Annotated in this window: 8 protein-coding genes; 1 reads left to right on the forward strand and 7 read right to left on the reverse strand. The window is 56.9% G+C overall.

The window, feature by feature from the left end; all coding sequences use genetic code 11:
• Positions 1–56: 56 nt before the first annotated feature.
• Entirely contained in the window at positions 57–11,744 is an 11,688-nt protein-coding gene (locus B2828_RS16765; protein ID WP_479634923.1) for a filamentous haemagglutinin family protein, read from the reverse strand.
• Positions 11,745–11,766: 22 nt separating this feature from the next.
• Here B2828_RS16765 and B2828_RS16770 point away from each other — a divergent pair, with 22 nt between their 5' ends.
• Complete coding sequence (locus B2828_RS16770) at positions 11,767–12,111, forward strand: hypothetical protein (protein WP_479634924.1); 345 nt, start codon at positions 11,767–11,769, stop codon at positions 12,109–12,111.
• Here B2828_RS16770 and B2828_RS16775 read toward each other — a convergent pair.
• The 6 genes from B2828_RS16775 to B2828_RS16800 are packed head-to-tail and all read right to left on the reverse strand — an operon-like array spanning position 12,102 to position 18,520.
• The gene (locus tag B2828_RS16775; RefSeq protein ID WP_479634925.1) at positions 12,102–13,001 is read right to left on the reverse strand and encodes a peptidylprolyl isomerase; all 900 of its coding nucleotides are present in this window, start codon (positions 12,999–13,001) and stop codon (positions 12,102–12,104) included. The genes B2828_RS16770 and B2828_RS16775 overlap by 10 nt on opposite strands.
• On the reverse strand, positions 12,998–13,627 hold the full coding sequence (locus B2828_RS16780) for a phage major capsid protein (RefSeq protein WP_479634926.1): 630 nt from the start codon (positions 13,625–13,627) through the stop codon (positions 12,998–13,000). Before B2828_RS16780 ends, B2828_RS16775 begins: the two co-directional genes overlap by 4 nt.
• A gap of 2 nt (positions 13,628–13,629) precedes the next feature.
• Positions 13,630–15,555: a putative porin gene (locus B2828_RS16785; protein ID WP_479634927.1), complete on the reverse strand. Its 1,926-nt coding sequence runs from the start codon at positions 15,553–15,555 to the stop codon at positions 13,630–13,632.
• Positions 15,556–15,566: 11 nt separating this feature from the next.
• The gene (locus B2828_RS16790) at positions 15,567–16,256 is read right to left on the reverse strand and encodes an energy transducer TonB (protein ID WP_479634928.1); all 690 of its coding nucleotides are present in this window, start codon (positions 16,254–16,256) and stop codon (positions 15,567–15,569) included.
• Positions 16,257–16,259: 3 nt separating this feature from the next.
• Positions 16,260–16,661, reverse strand: coding sequence for an ExbD/TolR family protein (locus tag B2828_RS16795; RefSeq protein ID WP_479634929.1), 402 nt, complete (start codon positions 16,659–16,661; stop codon positions 16,260–16,262).
• Between the two features lie 5 nt (positions 16,662–16,666).
• Positions 16,667–18,520, reverse strand: coding sequence for a DUF2341 domain-containing protein (locus B2828_RS16800; RefSeq protein ID WP_479634930.1), 1,854 nt, complete (start codon positions 18,518–18,520; stop codon positions 16,667–16,669).
• Positions 18,521–18,524: the final 4 nt, after the last annotated feature.

The raw sequence follows: 18,524 nt of genomic DNA on the forward strand, positions 1-18,524 counted from the left end.
TAAAGCGCAAATCAATACGGATCATAAGCCCCACCGGACTCACGCTATCCGTCGGCTTATTGATCATCCTCATCGCCTCCGCCGTAGCCGATAACCTCCACGGTAATTACCGACGGAGCCCCATCGGTGGCCATTCCCGCGGAGGTATTCCCGGATTGTGCGACCGACGCATCGGAGCTATTCACCACGGCGGCAGATGTACTGGCCGCGCTCGTCAGCAGACTCAGGCTCGGCCCGGTGGAAGCCACCGTCGTGCCGACGCTCTGACCAGACACCTGGATATTATCGGCATTCAATACCTGGAGCGCCGCCACGTAAAGATTGCCCGTTGCACGAATTCCCGCTTCTCCAGCATCCACGGTTCCAATGGGAGCGACGAGATCGATCGAGCCCGCCTCCACGCCGCTTACCGTTGCCAGCACACCAATGCCTCCACCCGTTCCCAAACCAGACAAATCCGTTTCCACATTGGCGCTCTGCGGATCGATCAATACACGAGTAGGCGAGGCCGACTTGACCGTCCGGGATGAAGACCCCGCGGCAATGTCGCCGGTGGTAGACCAAATAACGATGTCGCCGCCGCGCAGAGTGAAGATACGCGACGTGCCCACTTCCACGCTATCGTCCGCAAAAATCGATATCTGCCCACCGTGTTCCGTAATAATACCCTGGTTGGTAGCATTCACGGTAGTATCCTCATATCCCACCTCAACCGCCCCACCAGGAACAAGAATGCTGATGTTGCCGCCTTCGTAAACTGTGCTTCCATCCGTCGTTGTTGCACTGACTCCGTGGGTCGTTTTGATTTCGCGGTGCGTCAGCGAAACGTCGCCCGACCACGCGCTCCCCGGGAAGAGAGCCGCTATAGCTGCGTAGGCTGACTTGTACTCGAAATCCGGACTGGTCGAGTCGTTATGGTCGCGGCCCGCGTTCCGGAGGACAAGGTAGAACAAGCGAAGAGCCACTGTTTCCTGCTGATGCTTCGTCAGCGATTCATACGCGCTCCAGATCTGTTCGTCCGTGGCGCTGGTCAGGTCCGTATTCGTTAGCAGTTGTTCGATATAGGGAACGATTGCCGAAAGATATAGGGATGCATTTCCTGCCGTGGAGGGATTGAGGAATTGCTCAATGAAACCGCTATAGTTAATCGAACTTCCATCCAAGCCCGCCGAGACCACGATATCGGCCCCCTCGTAGGCCAGATAAGGATTACGCGCATTGCCAATGCTGGTGATGCCCACGCCGATATCGGACGCCGTGTTTGGCTTGGTATAAACGCCCCCGAGATCGATATCCCGGCCCGCCAGAACCTCCAAAGTACCTTGCCCGGAGATCTGAATATCCCCCGGCAACGGATACGAGGCACTGGTGACAAACTTGTTATAGGCACTGTTGGCGTTAACGTAACTGCGGCCGGTCGAACTGGCATCGTAGGGGATCAGATCGCGACCTGCGGAAACGATCGTCACGTCACCCGCCCGCGCATTCTGGATATAGAATGAAATATCTGTAATGTCGTTCCCTGCGATAATCTGCGCAAATTTCCCTGTATATAGCGTCAGGCCGGTGATGTCGCCCGATGCCGCATAAATATAAACTGGCGTGTCGTCGTTCTTATGGAGAATGCTGGAGTCATGCAAACTCTGGCGCTTTTGCAGGGTGCCATTGGAACCTTCGGTGGAACCCGTTTCGCTAAAGTAGGTATCCAGCACACTGCCAAGGAAACCCGAGGTCGATTCTTCCATATCGCCGCTAGTACCGTAAAGATTCTGGTACGCGTAGGGCGCCGCCACGCCGGGAATGGAATCCGGATCGGCATCCGAAAGATTGATGGATGCCTCGCTCCATGAACTGACCGTTGCACTGCCGACAATGGTATTTCCAGTGACATTTAGGCCGTTGACTGAACCGGCGCAAATCAAGGCGAGCGTGCCAGTCGGCGATGGCGAAAGGTTAATATTCCCCACCACGTTAATATTGCCTGAAAACGCCGTCACTTCCAACGTGCCAGGCATCAACGAACAGGCCGTGGCAAACGCCGAGAGATTGGATTCATCAAGCCTCAGCCATGGCTGGTAATAAGAGGTGGTTTTGCTCGTGGTATAAAGAAGCACGTTTTTCAGATACAGCAGCAGGATGTTCTGCAGGATCGTTCCGCTGGAGGTAGTTGAAGTTGCCATCGCCGTAGAACCTTCACGAATCGTGATGTCCCCCGTCAGCGAACTGACCGCGACCGAATCTGTAGTGGAATATGTTGAGAAATACGATTTGTACCAATAGGTATTATTGTAACCTTCCGGCATCAGGAATGCATTGACCACCGGGCCAAGAAGAACGTCACCCCGGGCAGATACATCGAAGCTTCCCTCGCCAAGGAACAACGTGGTCGGCAACCATGATCCCGAACTGGAGCTATCAACGCCAGGCGCATAACTGGTAAGCACTTTATACGAAGGATAGCGGGCCGCGTTCGTCAGGATGCTATCCCCGGCGTACAGGGTGCCGTCTCCGCTTTCGACGTAATAGACGCCCCCGCTGATATCGTTGCCGGCCCTTACCACAAGATTGCCCCCACCCAACTCCAAAAGCTTGGTGGCATCCGGCGTACCTTTGGGCATCCGGGCGTTGGAGGGAATGACCGCGTCCACGTTGACGATGTCGTTACCAGCGATCAACCTCACATTGCCGCCACCCAGAGCACCCACGCCCTCAAAGAAATTGCTGAAATCCACCCACCAGGTTGTCGAGGCGATTTCGCCGTAATATGACGCTCCAAACATCCCGGTGCTTGAATCAACGTAACCGCGACGGTAGAGCCAGTTGACGGGTAATTCGTATTCAGAATCAATCGTAATTATTCCGGCAGTAGTCAATGTTTCATGCTTAATATCCTCTCCGGCCACGATAGTCACATTGCCGCCCCCCATGCTATATTGCGCCAAGTAAGCCGTGTTCTGCTGAGTAGCTCCGAGCACAAACGTGGATACGGAGTTCATATCCTGAGCCGGCACATCGAAGTCACCCGTGGTCCAGATCGAACTGGCATCCGATATAAGCGTACCCGCGGTGTATACCGTGGCAAACTGGTTACGCAACTTCACGCTGCGCCCGGCGTAAATCTCCACGTCACCGCTGCCGGTTCGAATAACTTGATAATATCCGCTGACCGCCGTACTTGTCTGGGCCGAAGCGCCGCTGGAGGACGTTTCCAAGCCGTACTTACCCAGCAATACCGATCCGCTATTTACATCGAGATCATCCACGGCCTTAACATCCGAAACATCCACCCCGGTCAGATCCGCCCCGGCCACGATCCGGTAAGACCACGATTGGGCATTCGCAGGAAGCAGCGAATTGGCATCCATTAATAGAGACGTGTAAGCGGCCGTGTCAAACCCGTCGCTGATGCTGTTGTAAAGTACAATATTCCCTGCGGTGCGCAACGTCAGAATACCCGGCGCTCTATTCACGCCGAAGCGATATGAGGCAAGGTTCCAGTCGCTGGTACCAGTGGATGCCACGTTGCCCAGCGTCAAATCGCTTACGGCGGTCGATATATAAACGGTGCCAGCCAAGGTATAGGTATGATTGGCCGAGAGGCTCACACAAATCGCCCCACCTGTCCCCGAGGAGAAGGTGATGGTTCCCGCTGCGCTCAAGACGACCGTGCATCCCGAGGGGAGCGCGGTGGCCGTGTTTGCTTTCAGCGTCTGCGTCGTCCCGTTAGCCAAGGTAATCGTTCCCGCACTGCTAGACGTAATCTTGTCATTACCCGGCGTTCCATTCGTGAACGAAACCGTGGCACCTTTTTCTACCGAAATCTTGCTGCTCGTCTTGCCCATTTCGACGGTATAGCCGCTAGTAGTCGGCGTGACCGTGCTGGTTCCAGAGGTAGTGGTAAAGTAGTTCGTACTTGATGACGGCAGGTAAACCGAAACAGCACTGCTGCTCTTGGACTGGATGACACCACTGCCCGCACTGTTAGAAAATGTGATGCTGGCTCCGGCGGGAATCGTAGTTGTAACGCCGGCTTTTAGAATCGCTGTCGTCCCATCACTATAAGTGATGGTAGCATTCACGGTAACGGAAATAGCTGCGGTGCTCGGGAAGGTCACCTTGGTCTCCGTCGGTACAGTGATGGAGCTGCCGCTTCCACTCAGGCTGGCCAGCAGGGAACTGGAGGAGCTGTTGGTGTTTACGATCTCTGCGCCAGGCCGAATGCTCACCAGCGATTGCAGGGATGTACTATTTGCCAACAAGCGATCGAACATTGCATCATAGGTCGACGAGGCACTTCCAGCCAATCCCACGAACGTGTTGCCGTTGGAGAGAATCTGCGCCTCGACGCTGTCGATGGAACCGCCCGTCGGGGTATAGACTTTGTAACCCTCGACGATGATGACCGAGGCCCCGACGATCTCGCCATTGATGGGGGCCATTTGAAGATCGGTCGCCGCGTCGTTCTGCGGTGCGCGCAAATGCAGGATACCTTGGAAGCTGCCTAGCGACTCGCTCTCCGAGGTAGCGCTGTCCACCGATAGGACAATTTTAGAACCCGTCTGGATATCCAACAATGCCGAGGTGTCATGGGTATATTTACCGCCGCTATCCAGCGAGCTACTCCCCGCCTCCAGCGTCACATTGCCGCCTTTGCCAGCTGAATCAAAGTCTGCCCCCTCCACCGTGAGGAGCGCCCCGCTCTTAAGCACAAGGCTTCCGTGAGCCGCCATGTAAATCGTGCCCCCCGTCGGGCCGCTCGCATTTACCGTACCGGTCACATTGATCGAGCCCTTGTCCGCCGATACCCGGTAGGTACCAGCCTTCGCATACCCATCCACCGTCACGTCACCCGAGCGAATACGGTAGTTACGGTAATAATCAAACGAAGCCTCGTTGAGGATTGTATCAAGCCATCTCGTACTGGAGAGGCTCCCCACGTCGAGCGTAAACGAGCCGGAATCGCCATTGGAGCCCGCGCTGCCGTCCAGCGTGCCAGCAACGGAAAACGTTCCGTTAATCGCGCTCACTGCCAATGTGCCAGCATCGCCGCCACCGGTTTTGGCCGCCACGCGAACGCTACCCGACGAACCAATCACAACATCACCTTTATCGGCCGAAAGCGTTACCGTGCCTCCATCGGTATAGGCCGTCGCGCCGTAGAAACCTTTTGCCACCCCGCCGACATCGAGAGTTCCGCCCACATCCACGCTGCCGCTAATGGCATGCAGGGTCAAATCGCCGCTCGGCAAGTAAATCCCGGAGTTCACGGATACGCCTTGCGCTTCGAGCACCAAAGCCGCCCCCAAACCAGCGTAGCTTGTATTCGCCGTTCCGCCATTGGATGTAACCGACAGAACTGCATCCGATTTGATCGTTTCATTACTGCCTTTTGCACCGGACACCAAGGGTGTTGCCAAGTTCAAATTTCCCCGTGTATAGAACTCACCACCTCCAGTTGCCACAATCGCTTCCGATGCGTTCAGCGTCACCGTCCCATACTGACTAACAATCAGCTCGTTGGCTCCAAGCTTAATCACATTTGCATTAAAGGTGAGACCTCCCGCGAGCGTCGAACTCTGACCATCAACATCCGCCGGAGCCGATGCGGCAGAACTGTTGTTGAGCAGAATCGTCTTTGCGGTAAAGGAAACAGCCCCTTGATTGAATCCGCGAATTTCAGCGGCTTGCAAACTCAAGTAGTTATAATTTGAACTCCCGATTTCTCCTTCCCCGTATAGGTCAATGGAAGAATAACTTACCAGTGACAACTCCTTGGCGGAATTCATTAGCGAACTAAGGGCATTGCCCGAGAGGATCAGCCCAGTGGTCACCTTGCCCCCGGTCGTTTTGAGATCCGACGCGCCTTGATTGCCAAATTCAAGACTGATCTGGCCACTGTGCAAAGCAATGGAAGTAGCGTCCAGGATCGCCCCGGAATCCAGCGACATGCCAGCCGCCGAATCCAGCGTAAGTCCCACCGCGGTAAGACGGGCTCCTTTGCCAATCACCACCGATCCCGTGCTGGCGCTTGTCACCTTATTCCGGCTTACGCTAGCTGATTCGCTCACAGACGCGCGGACCACCGCCCCGTTACCACTCACCGAAATCGTATCAACACCGCCCGCCAACGTCCCTTTTGCCACGATTTCCGCACCCTCCGCAAGCGTGATACTTTCGCTGGCAGCAAGAATGATATCCTTTCCGGCAAGAGCCGATCCGTTATTGTCTACGGTCATCGTCTCGGCGGTCACGGTCACAGCGCCATAAGTGTCCCGCGTACCGCCAATCAAGAGGCTGTCGGCATTGATTGAATTAAGAACGCTAGTCGTCAGCAAGAGGGTTCCCGGCGAAACGGAAACGCTTTCTCCCGAAATCAGGATATCGCTCAAGCTGCTGATATCAACTTGGCTACCACGCCCACCAGTGGGAACGGTTGCCGTAATCGAACCCGACCACCCCAGCGAGCTAAGCGCGGAAATCACCAGCGTGCCCGCGTCCTTGGGGAGCCGGGGCGTCGTAGTCGAATTGCCTGCAGCCACCCCTGGAAAATAAGTATTGGCCGAGTAATCGGTGTAGGCAGCGCGAGTGCGAACCACTTCTGAGGAAGCCACCTCAAAACTCACGTAAGTTTTTCCAGCCGAGGAAGAGCTGCTGTAACTATTCGAGTAATAACCTGAAACAATATAGGAACCATCCGAGTTCTTCACCGAAGTCACCGTCGGCGAATTGTTCGATAGCGTCACTAGATAAGCACCGCTCAAGAGCGCGTAACGTGCGGGCATGAGCGTATAATACCCCGCCGGCAGCTTGCCACATCCACTCAGGTATACCGTTTCGCCAACTTTCAGCGATGCGCTGACGTACCCGGAATCCGTACTATAGTAATCGGTATTTGAGGTATTATAGGCCGTTGTCGCTGCATAGCCTAGCTTGTATGATGGGATAATAGCATAACTGCTGGTTGAAAGCAGGACATCCTTGGAACCGCCCGTTCCCGAGACAAATTGATAGGCGTAGAGATCGCCGCCACCGCTTAGATCGACCGTCGCTCCCGATTCGCTGTTGATATTCGTTCCGGAAACATTGACCTTCTTGGCCGTCGGACCACTGCGGGTAATATTGGTGCCGCTGGGATCGATCCATTGCGAATCGCTCGAAACAACGCCGTAGGGAATCGTCTGGCCATTCGCCGAAACGGACGTAACGCTGCCTGCCAGCAATGTCACCGTATCGCAGGCTACATAGCTTTCACCCGAAATCGCATCAACGGAAAGTCCTGTCACCGCATCCACGGGCGCACTTTCCACCCCATTCCAACCAAGATTGATCGTCCCATTCGGAGCGCGAAGAACGCCGCCTTGACTGATGACAGAAGCGTAAATATTAATTGAGCCACCTGCCGATAGCGGCACTGCGCGCGTTCCAGAACCCGCGATCGTCACGCTACCTTTGACCCCGCCGTGGTCGTACGCAACAACGGTAAAGCTGGTTTCAGACGGAGGATAGATCTGGCCGGCGCGCAGATAAATATCACCTGCGACATCCAGCGTTCCTGAACCGCGGATATCGCCGTTATCCGCAATGAAATTGGCCTGTCCGATATCGCGGAGCGTCAAGTCGCCCACGTCGATAAGCGAGGCACTTACCGTCAGGACGCCTGTTCCGTAGGTGGGCGAGTAGAGATTCTTGGCATCTTTCCGCGCGGCATAGTCGCTCGCATACTCAGTTTGCGTTTCCGTTTTGTGCAGCACATTACCGCCAATGGCCACATAGGGAGCGGTGAGCTTGACCGCCCCCGTTGCGTAGAGCACGCCGCCGCTGGCCAACGTCAGGCTGCTGTTGGCTGTGAGCGTCACGTCGCCCTCAAAAAGGAGCGAGCCTTTGAGCGTCAGTGAGTCAAACCCACCGGCCGCATAAGTATCCACGGTAAAATGTCCGAGGCTGTCCATCGTCGCCCCATTGGGATCCTCCACCGCGACACCGCTGGCGATCGCCATGCCCACCGTGATGCCCGAGGTATAATAACTGGGCGCGATTTCCGCACCACTCTGCGTGATCACCAGCGTGGGATAGAGCGCGCTGGCAAGGGTCGATGAAGAGGCCGCCGTGTCGTAATAACCCGATGAAATCACTAGCGATCCACCATCGGCGGACCTCCCGCCAGCGGCACCCAGTAGCGTCGCATCGCAATAAAGCATCTGCCCTCCCTTAAGCGTGATCGTCCCCCCATCGCTCTCAACCACCGTGTCGTAAACCCGCTTTGCCGCAACAGCCCCATCAGGTGAAACTCCAGAATAGCTTCCTGGCAACTCCAGCGTTCCATGCGCTCCCGAAACATTCAACACGGCACCCTCGCACGCCACAACATTTCCACTCACCGCAATCGAGCCACCAGAAAGCACGGCCCCGATCGAATCTCCACGCCCGTAATCCACTACCATCACCGCGCCCGAGGCATCCAACACCGCATGAGACCCAATCACCACCGTGGCAAGGGCATCGGATGTGTTATTATAGATTGATGTTGAATCCGTCGCCCCGGAAACCGCGATCGATCCGCCATGCGCATAGATACTCCCTTCCACGTCTACCGTTTGCCCACTTAAATTCACGCTTCCCCGGTACCCGACATCGATGGAGGCCCCTTCCTCCATGACGAGTTCTCCGCGAGCAACCAGCGGATTCGCCTTGGTAGTATCCTTCACACCGGCCGCCTTGAACGTCAGGGATACCGCCGCGCGAAGCGAGTCCTCCAGTTCAACAGTTTTCCAAGTTGCAGCGCCATCGGAACCCAGCACAATCATATGACTGGATACCTTCGGAGCAATCGTGGCTCCCGCGGCAATGGCTACCGCTGGAGTATAGACATATTCCCCGTTCTCATCGACTTTCGTCGCGCCCGTGGCGGGATCCGTCACCGCTCGGCCCAGACCTGTCAGCGTAAAATTGCTGAACCCACCTGAATTGAAGAAATCTGAACTGAGCCAGAGCGTATCCGCGTCATTCGGATCGCTCCCCCCGACTTGAATCAGCGTGGTAAGGATGTTCAGCGTGCCGCCGCTATTCGCCGCCCAAACGCTAACCGTCGATCCCTCTAGGACCGTAGTGCTTCTGTCGTTGACCGTCGTTTTCTTGACACCGCCGTAACCCAGCAGCGTCGCGCCTAGGTGAAGCTCACCCCCCACGAGAGCCGTCAAGCCCGGGTCGCGCCCCGCTTGAATCGTGATCGAACCGCCAGCCCCATACTTCGTTTTGGACGCTGCGCTGATGGATACCCCGCCGGAGACATTGATCTCGCCACCATCCTCAAGGTTCACATTAAACCCTTTAATCGTAACCGAACCGCCGCCAATAGTGTAAGGAAGCGTACTCGCCCCCCCCGAGCCCACGCGATCATCCACCGTCAACCCCGAGGCATCTAATACAGCAGAAGATCCGAGAACAAAGTTACCGCGGGTGGAATCGGCTCCGGGCGTGGAAGTAAGCGATGAGATACCCGCGAGCGTCGGCGAATAGTCGTAAACCGTAAAGTTCATCGCCCCACCGGCAATTGCAACTTTTCCATCGATGGTGATATTCGCCGCCTGGATATTCAGAGAACCGCCTGCGGCCGCAGTAAGCGTTGTGCTCGAAGGAATGACAACATTACCGTCACTGTTGTTGATCGACACATTGCCAAAGCCGTTCTCGTTGATGAGATTCGAGGAGAGAAACACCGCCTCACGCCGGTCCTCTCGCAATGCCACGGCTTCGCCCGAGGCATCAAGCGCAAAAGCATCCGCCGCTGTCAGGCTCGACGCATCGGCGATCACAATCTCCGGCATGATCGCCATCGATGACGCACCGCCACCCAACTTGGCGGCCAAGGCGGGAGACGCCCATACATAGCTGCCGCTGGAGGTCTCCACTTGCGCTTGGAGGGATAACGTCAAACTGCTGGAAGTCGGCGCGTTGTTGCGCTGTTTTTCTCCCGTAACGGTGTTGCCATACATCTCCCCATCCAGCACCATTCCCAGCGATGTTATCGTGACAGCGCCGCCATTGCCTCCCTCGATATAGCCCGACTCATAATGCCTGCCGCTGATCAGCGAGCTGCTATAGGTACTGCTAATTCCCCATTTGGAATGCGTCTCGGTAAATCCTGAATAAATCGCATCATAGACAATATCCGCCGCCGCATCGGAAATATCATAGATATTGCCGCCGCTGATCAAGCGAGAAGTCTTAACTGTCGCGCCCGTATAGGAAATCCACCCACCGGAAACATCCAGAACGGAGCCTTTTTGCAACACAACCGACTCGCCAGCGCTGATGGCGATGGTTCCGCCGTTGATGGACAGTTCAGCCACGGTGCGCCCGATCAAATCAACATAGCCATCAATATCCGCCACCGAGGTCCCGTCGGTTGCATCTACGTTGACGGTCTTGCCAAGCAATACTCCACTGCGCTGCACCGTGTGGTCCGCCAATTCCGAAGTCGTCAGCTTTATCGAAAGGATATTCTGCAAAACCGAAGCACTGACGCCAGTCAAACCGGCCACATAAATAGTTGCTCCCGCATCGAGGTAAACCTGACCGCCTGAGGTCTCGAATGTCGAGGTGTATGGCATCGAACTAGTCAACAAATTCCATTCACCAGCGCTCAAGGTTACGCCTGCGCTGAGCGTCGTTGCCATGAAATTGACCGCGGACCCGGTAGTGGAAGCCCCCGGGGCATATATCAGCGAATCTTTGCCCAGATAGATAACGCGACCTTGGATGTTAACGATCGAAGTCAGCTCTAGACTTGCCGTCTGCTTGGTCGTTGTACTGTCTACCTCCGGAACAATCGACGTTACGCTACCCTCGCCCAGCGTAACCACACCCGTGGACCGAGGAAGAAAAGCCACGCCCGTCGAAGAACTCGCGGACTGTGAAATGCAGTCATAGTCAGCTAAAAGATCAACGCGGCCGTTGAGCGAAACCGAGGTAGTGCAATAAATCACCCCCATCTGATCGACGGCCATGCCCGCCATGGTTACGCCAGCGCGGGGGGCGTAAATCAGGCCGGTTTCTGCGTTTTCAGCCGTTCCGTTACTTTCACCAATATAGACGTCCACCCCGCGAAGCGTGGAATCGCGCTGACTATGCGCGGCGAACCCCACTTGGAGCCCTGCTGCAAGAATCGTTTGTCCATCTGGTGTCGAGATTACTCCCGAATTGGTGACATTAGCGCCGATAAGGATCACCTTGCCGCCCACGTTATCGGACGTCGTAGGGCAGGAGATCACCGCCCCCTCCTCCACCACGACGTTACCGCAACTAGTCGCATTGCCTGCGTCGTCCTTATAGTTAAACAGAAATTCGTAGCCGGAATTTACGAGGAGCCCAGTTTTGATCAAACTATCGTTGATGGGCACGGCCGAAGCCACCAGCGCATGGGTATTGACCTGGCTTCCCGCGCCAAAAATAACACCATTGTGGTTAATAATGTAAACCTGCCCCTCGGCCTTGATGGAGCCAAGGATTTGCGAGGGAACACCCGAGGGATCGCTGACTTTGTTAAACGCGATCCAATCGCCGACGCCGGTTCCGCCAGCGGTTTGGTTGAAGTAGAGCGTCGTTTTTTTCCCAACGTTAAAGCTGTTCCAGTTGAGAATGGCATTTTGTGCCGTCTGGACAACCGTGACAGTTACGCTTCCGTCCGATGCAGTCGTCTCCGTTGGCGCATGTGCTCCGGTCCATCCCAAGCTTGTATTCGTCACCAATCCGCCGGTAACTAGTCCGTTGGCAACGCTACTGGAAGCAGAATTCGCGGCGGTTCGTGCGCTTGCCTGGGAAGTCCGCAACGATTGGAGCGCCTTGGTCGCCTTGGAAAGCGCATCCTTGGCCCGCTGTGCCGTGGCCGATGTAGTCGCCGAAGTGGAGTTGGCGGCACTGGAGGCGGAGTTGCTGCTGGAAGACGACGAAGAAGAAGAGGAGGAGGAAGAACCGCCAGTCGACCTCAGAATATCGCGCGCCTCCGCCGTCATCGTAAAGGTGACGCCGATCCCAACCGCCGTCATTAATACGGCGGATGGGAAAAGGTTATCAAACAACCGGGCGGGCGCGCGCATGAATCCTTACTTTTGAGGCTTGGAAAGGAGTCCGGAAAGAGCAAGTTCGTTCACGGAGAACTGATGGCCTTTCATGAGATCCGAGAGATACGCCTGGCGGGTGGAACGCGAACGCTCCAGCCGGAGTTGCTCTGCAAGGCGAGAACGCACTTCGTCTAGCGACGCTTGGCGGGATTCCTTGACGTCCAGGACCTTCATTATATGCCAGCCGTCGCTCATGCGAATCGGCTCACTAACGGCGTTCTTGGCTAGATCCACCACCTTGGCCCGGATCTCCGGTTGCAGAATATTCTCGGAGAGCCAGCCTAGTTCTCCGTTGTTCTTATAGGTATTTTTATCGTCACTTTGCGTCAGCGCAAGAGCCCCGAAGTCAGCATTCGCTTGCTTCAAGCTTTTCCTCACCGCATCGAGTTTCGGATTCGATTTATCGCCCGCTTCCCCCTTTGTCGTGGCGATATAGATCTGCGCTAACTTGTACTGGCGCGGAACGACTAGCGCCGTCTTGTTCGCATCGTAGGCCGCCTTGAGATCCGTCTCAGAGGGATATTGGTCATCCGGCTTGGATACGGATTGCAGGTAGCTTTCCACAACCACGTTGTCGCGCGCTTTATCTATTAGGGCCACCGTGGAGGCCTGTTTGTCCCACTGCTTGGCCTTGGCTTCTTTCAGCACGAGCTGCTGAGCCAGGAGCACTCGCACGCTCTGGTTAAGCGTCGCCGGATCGCGCAGTAGCGTCTCCTTGTCCCGGGCTGGAAGATTATCGATCATGCTCTGGACGTCGCCTGCGTGAATCTCGATGTCGTCCACGCGCGCGATGACCGCGTTGTCGTCGGCCAGGGCGATACCTTGAACAGCACCGATGGCGGCGATCACTAGAATGGCAGAGCGAATACTTGTATTTTTCATGGCTTAATTTTTTGGTCGGTCAATTTGTCCTGGAAGTCCTGCACATAGCTCTCGAGCTTCACCCGCGTGGTGCCTACAAACGGTTCCCTGGCACCCATGGCTTCACCCAAACCCATCCTTTCGTAGCGGCGCAAAATTTCGATCGCGAGCTTGTACATCTCCGCGTTCTTCGTCTTTTGCTCGGTCGTGGTCCGATCGAGCGCAATCTTTTCACCCTCCAGCTTTTTCCGCTCCGCTTCCTTGCTTTGCGCTAGAACCGTCGCGGCCTGCAAGTTGGCCTGGCTGCGGTCGAATTCCCCCCGAAGCTGATCCAGCTTTGCCGTGACCGCGGTCAATTTCGCCGTGAGGTCGTCCGCATTTTTCTTGGCGGCATCGCGGTCCTCGTTTGCCCGCTGCGCGAGCTGCTTCACGTGCGAGTCCAACTCCTTGTTCTTAGCCTCCAACTCCGTCTTGGCGGCTTGCAGGGAGGCATTGTCATTCTGCGCCGTGCGCAACTGCAGCATCGTGTTGCGGAGCGTTTCGCGCAGCTTTACTTCAGCAGTGTTGGGTTGATCTGCAGCCTGGAGTTGAACGCCCAAGAAGAGCGTCCCCAAGGCAACCCAGGTGAATAGTCGATTTCGTAACATGGCTAGAATTTCGCGTTAATATCCAATTGAATGACGTCCTCCTTGTAGGCGGGACCGGCGATGCTGTCGGCGCTCATCCAGCGCAACGCGACCCAAACGCGCTTGGATAGCCCCAAGCCGCCGCCGAGCGTAAATCCTTTCAAATTCGTGCCGCCACCGCCGAAATCCGAATCGCAAAATCCGTCGATGACCGCATCGCTTTCCACATACCGGTAGCCAACGTTTACGTTCCAGTCCCACCGCTTTTCCAGCGCGGGATGGCCGAAGTTTAGGTTCACAAGCCAGCCGAGATTACCTCCGTCGTAGTCGCCAAGCGATCTGTAGGACTTGTCGCCGCTCCGGTTGTTGACCGCGATGGAATCGATCGAGCGCCAATCCCAGGCAATATTTTTAACCACCTCGCCCGTCAGCGCGATGTGAAATGGATCAAACCCCGCATAGTCCACCTGGCCCGTCAGAGCCACATCGCGGAATTTCGATGCGAGTCCGTAATACTGGTACTGATACTCGTCGCCATAGTTGTTGGCCGAAGTCGCCTTGATGTCCCGCAGCGCCATGTAGGTGTTGCCCTTTTGGGCAAACGTCGGCCGCAGGTTGTCGGTGTCCCCAATGTCCGCCGTGCTCAGCGGCGTGAACGGATCGGAGAGTTTTCCCGATACATTCTGGTACATATAGTATGCGACCGCCGCTTTTGCATTCCAGTCTTTGGTGATTTTGATATCCGTTCCGAGCTGAAAACCTTCCAGCCATTTGTCGCGACTTGGAAATTTAGCGGGCTGGTTGCTGGCGAAGCTATAGTCGGTGTTGTAGACCGGGAACCCGCCCATGGTCAAATATGGCGTCACCCGCTCCCATCCGGTGTATTTGGCTTTCAGAACGCCGCCGTCAAACCCGAGGTCGTCCGCCCAAATCATCGACGTACTGAAGAACGGGTTATCAAAGCGCCCCACCGTTGCGGAACCATAGAAGTCGCTCAGGCTCTTGGGGGTCTCGTATTTCAAAAATGCGCGGTCGAGCCAGATGGAATATTTGCTGAAGTCGCCGCCCTGGTTGGAGGTAAACGAATTGACCCCGCCCAGCGTTTGGTTGGCGGAGACGGGCGAGTTCGATTCGCCTGTGCCGATGCGACCACCAAGCGTGAACCCTTCTCCCAAGTCCGCCTCGGCACCGGCACGCGCCCGCAAGCGCAGCCGCCAACGGTCCTGGTCGGCGTTGAGCTGCGGCGGGAAGTTGCTGCCTGAGGTGTCAAACGGGTTACCGGTGTTAATCTTGTTAAAATCCGGCAGGCCACCGGTGTTGTCATTGCCGTGAGGAAAGGTGTCGCCTTGGTAGCGGATGCGCAAATCGCCGAAGAGTCGCAAATTAGTCACCCAGCTTGGGAAGGTGCGCGGAGCGGCCCATTTTTCTTCGTACGCCTGCTTCATCACCTCCGAGCGCAGGTCGTCGCGAATCTCATCTTTGACGACTTCCGGAATATACGTGACGCGCACGGTATCGTCGTTGACCGGCTTCGCCGCGGCCGCCTGGCCTTGCGCCGCTTGCGCCACCTTGGCCGCTTCGTCCCGCGCGATCGCAGCATCGGCCTCGGCCTGCTGGATCAAATCCGCCGCGTCTTCCTTGGCCAGTACCCCGCGCTGCACCAGGCGGTTGATGAGGTTCACCGTCACGTTTTGCGAAGGCGACGGAACCGGGGCCGGAGCCGCTCCGCCCGTTGCCGCGGCAGTCGTCGTGAGGCTGGGCTCGGCTACCGGGGGCGCTGCGATCGCCAGCGGTTCTTCCGTTCCCAAAACCGGGAGCGCCGGAACATCGGCGGCTTCGGCCGGAAGCGCCGCCATGAGAAGCCATGAGGGAGCAATCACCATGGCGAGCCGCCGCTGGAACCGGCGTCGCAGATTTAGCTTGATCGCTCGAGGTTGTTTACTAGGCATATTCAGTATTTCTAACGTTGGGCGGAAATTCGCATAACGATCGGGGCAGGCATTCCGGCAGGCGGCGGCTCTTTGAGTTGGAGGCCGGTTAACGCGTCGGCAATCGCCTGGTCGAGCGCGGGATCGTTGGTCGGCTGCGCTTTGACGCGCGTGATACGCCCGGTGGTATCGGGCCAGACGCGCACTTTGATTTTAAGCAAAGCAGAGCGGGTTTTGGAGTTCTTACGCAGGGCTTCGGCGATGGAATTTTGCACCTGGGCCGCATACCACCCGTATTTGCTGCCGGAGCCCCCGGAACCTCCGCCGATCTGGCTTCCGTTGCCTTTGCCGCCAACTCCAAAGCCGTCCGAACTGCCATCACCTTTAATCCCCGTGGAGATTGGCGCCTCGGGCGGAGCTTCGTCCTTGGGCTTGTCCTCATTTTCGGCCACCGGGGCTTGGTCGATCATCTTCTCCTGCTGCTTCATCTCCTGCTGAGGCGGAGGCGTTGCCGCGGGCGGCGGAGGTGTGGGAGGCGGGGGCGGCAGCCGCACGGAGACCATCTCGGTGGCCTTGCGCGCGGCGCTTCCGCCTCCGGAAAGCTTTTTGCCGACCATCACGACAATCACGGCGGCAAATACCACGACGGCGGCTACCACCGTCACGCGGTGCTTGCCGAAAAACGTCTGCTCGTCCTCCGTCGATGGATCGTCGAAATTCATGATCTATTTTTCCCGGGTCTTGGTCGCAAGGCCGACTTGTGTAATCCCAACCCGCCCGAGCACATCCAGTACGTCCATGACGCCCTGGTATTGCGTAAGGCTATCCCCCTTAACCACGACAGGAATATCCGGCGTCGCGGCCTTGGCGGCCTGGAGCTTCTGTTCCAGTTCCTGCAACGTCACCGGGACCGTCCCGAGGGTAATTTTCCCGTTGTTATTGATGGTGACGGCCTGCGTCTTCGGCTTGCTCAAGGCCGGGGCCTGGCTGGCCTTCGGTAGGTTGACCTTCACGCCCTGCACGGAAGCCGTGCACATCAAAATGAAGATCACCAGCAACACGTACGCCAAGTCCAACATCGGCGTGATGTTGATATCGTCGTAGGGTTTGTCGTCGTTGACTTGCATGGCGCTTATTCCTTGTAGAACTCGGCCATGCGCGTGACGAATTCGTCGATGAAGACGTGCATGTCGCTTGTGGATTCCTTAACCCGCGTCAAAATATAGTTATAGCCAAAAAGCGCCGGGATCGCGACTGCCAGCCCCGCCACCGTCGCCAGCAACGCGGCGGCGATACCGGGCGCGATGGCGTTCACATTAACCTCGCCCGCGGCGGCCACGGCGGCGAACGTAATCATGACGCCCACTACCGTTCCAAGCAGCCCCAGGAACGGCCCGCCGGAGATGCATATTGTCAACAGCACAATCTTACTATTGACGCTCTGAATCTCCCGGACTAGGCCGCCATCCAGGGCGGCGCGAATCGCCTGGATGGAGCGTCCCGCCAAGCCCTTTCGCTGACCCACGCATTGATCCTCGGCCATGCGGTGCCGGATTTCGTCCACGCCCAAATGATAGATGCGATAAAGCGGTGCCTGACGCATCGCCCGCTGCGCCGGTTTGTCCACCCGCGTCTCCATGTTGCGGACCATCTCTGCGTGAGCGTCGCTATCATCCAGCACCGTAAGGTCTTTCGCAATATGCCGCCATTGTTGAAGGAAGAGCGCATTCCCCGCGTTGATGGTGTTGAGGTATTTCATTTTCGTAACCATCACGTACCAGCTAATGCACGACATCACCGAGAGGATGCCGATGACCACCCAGCCGTCCACCGATAGATTCTTAATGATGACCCCGAAATAGCCGCCGCTAAACCAGCTCGAGGTTTGCTCGTCTTCGCCGAAGGTCAGGCCCGCCTTGTCCCCACCGCCCTGCTGCACCGCCGCAAATTTCAGGAAAGATACCGGCCGTGCGATTTTTGAAATATTGAGCTCATCCAGTTCGCCCTGGAATCCAGCTTCCGCAGCGGTCGCGTCCGACGAGGTCGCCTCGGCATCGCCTCCCACCATCGCGTCGCTATTCATCCCCGGCAGCGCCGCGTCCAATTCCGAATACGGAGCGCCATCGAGGTAAAGCGCCAGCTTGCCGCTGCCCGCTGTCAACGCGAGGTGATGCCACGCTCCCGCCACGATTTCCGCTCCCGCAGGGCTCCGATGTGTGCCGCTTCCGGGCTGCGAAACTTCTACATAATAGCTATGGTTATCCATCCCTACGATGAACGCCTTCGCGCCTTCGCGCCGCACATAAATCACACCGCTCGATTGCGCCGTGGCGCTCTTCACCCAGGCCGACCATGTCACCTCGCCGCCGTCTTTCCAGAACAGCCCCGGAGCCGTCGGAATCTTGATCGCCGTCTTGCCGTCTAATTTCAGGCCCGTCCCGATCATCGAGCCGTCCACCGCCACGCCCGCCTTCTCCGCCGTCACACCCGAGGCCGAGGAATCCGCGGGAGGCGTCCCGTGTTCGCCAAAGTGCAGCACGAGCGCCGTGTTGGCATCAAAGGTGCCCTTGGCATCCTCGGTCCGCACTGCCTTGGGGCCGTTATTTCCGTAATAAATCCAAAAGGTGATTTGCGCTCCCGGCTTCACGTCCGGCACCTTTACCCACACAAATGCCTCTCCCATCAGCGCGTCCCATTTTTCAATGTGAAACGTCAGCGCTGTCTTGTCGTCGGCTGCGATGAAGCGAAGATCGGCCCCGTCATCCTTGGCTTGGTCAAACTTGAAATTGCCCTCGTGCAGCCGAACCAGTACTGGAACGGTCCCTGCCGGATCGCCAATCGCGATCCCCTTTTCGGTCGTATCCAGGGTGATCTTTTTCCGCGCCGTCCACTCGTCGTTCCACCAGGCATGGGCAAGCCCGCTCATCGTCAGCCATGCCAGCAGCACGGCCACGCCATATTTTTGAAATCGTTTTGCGTGATTCATAGGA

The sequence above is a fragment of the Spartobacteria bacterium UBA695 genome (assembly GCA_002298145.1).
Classification (GTDB): Bacteria; Verrucomicrobiota; Verrucomicrobiia; order Chthoniobacterales; family Chthoniobacteraceae; genus UBA695.

Excerpts from the sequence above, each read along its gene's own strand:
- B2828_RS16790 (WP_479634928.1), bottom strand. The coding sequence starts at position 16,256 with ATGAATTTCGACGATCCATCGACGGAGGACGAGCAGACGTTTTTCGGC.
- B2828_RS16785 (WP_479634927.1), bottom strand. The coding sequence starts at position 15,555 with ATGCCTAGTAAACAACCTCGAGCGATCAAGCTAAATCTGCGACGCCGG.
- B2828_RS16800 (WP_479634930.1), bottom strand. The coding sequence starts at position 18,520 with ATGAATCACGCAAAACGATTTCAAAAATATGGCGTGGCCGTGCTGCTG.
- B2828_RS16775 (WP_479634925.1), bottom strand. The coding sequence starts at position 13,001 with ATGAAAAATACAAGTATTCGCTCTGCCATTCTAGTGATCGCCGCCATC.
- B2828_RS16795 (WP_479634929.1), bottom strand. The coding sequence starts at position 16,661 with ATGCAAGTCAACGACGACAAACCCTACGACGATATCAACATCACGCCG.
- B2828_RS16780 (WP_479634926.1), bottom strand. The coding sequence starts at position 13,627 with ATGTTACGAAATCGACTATTCACCTGGGTTGCCTTGGGGACGCTCTTC.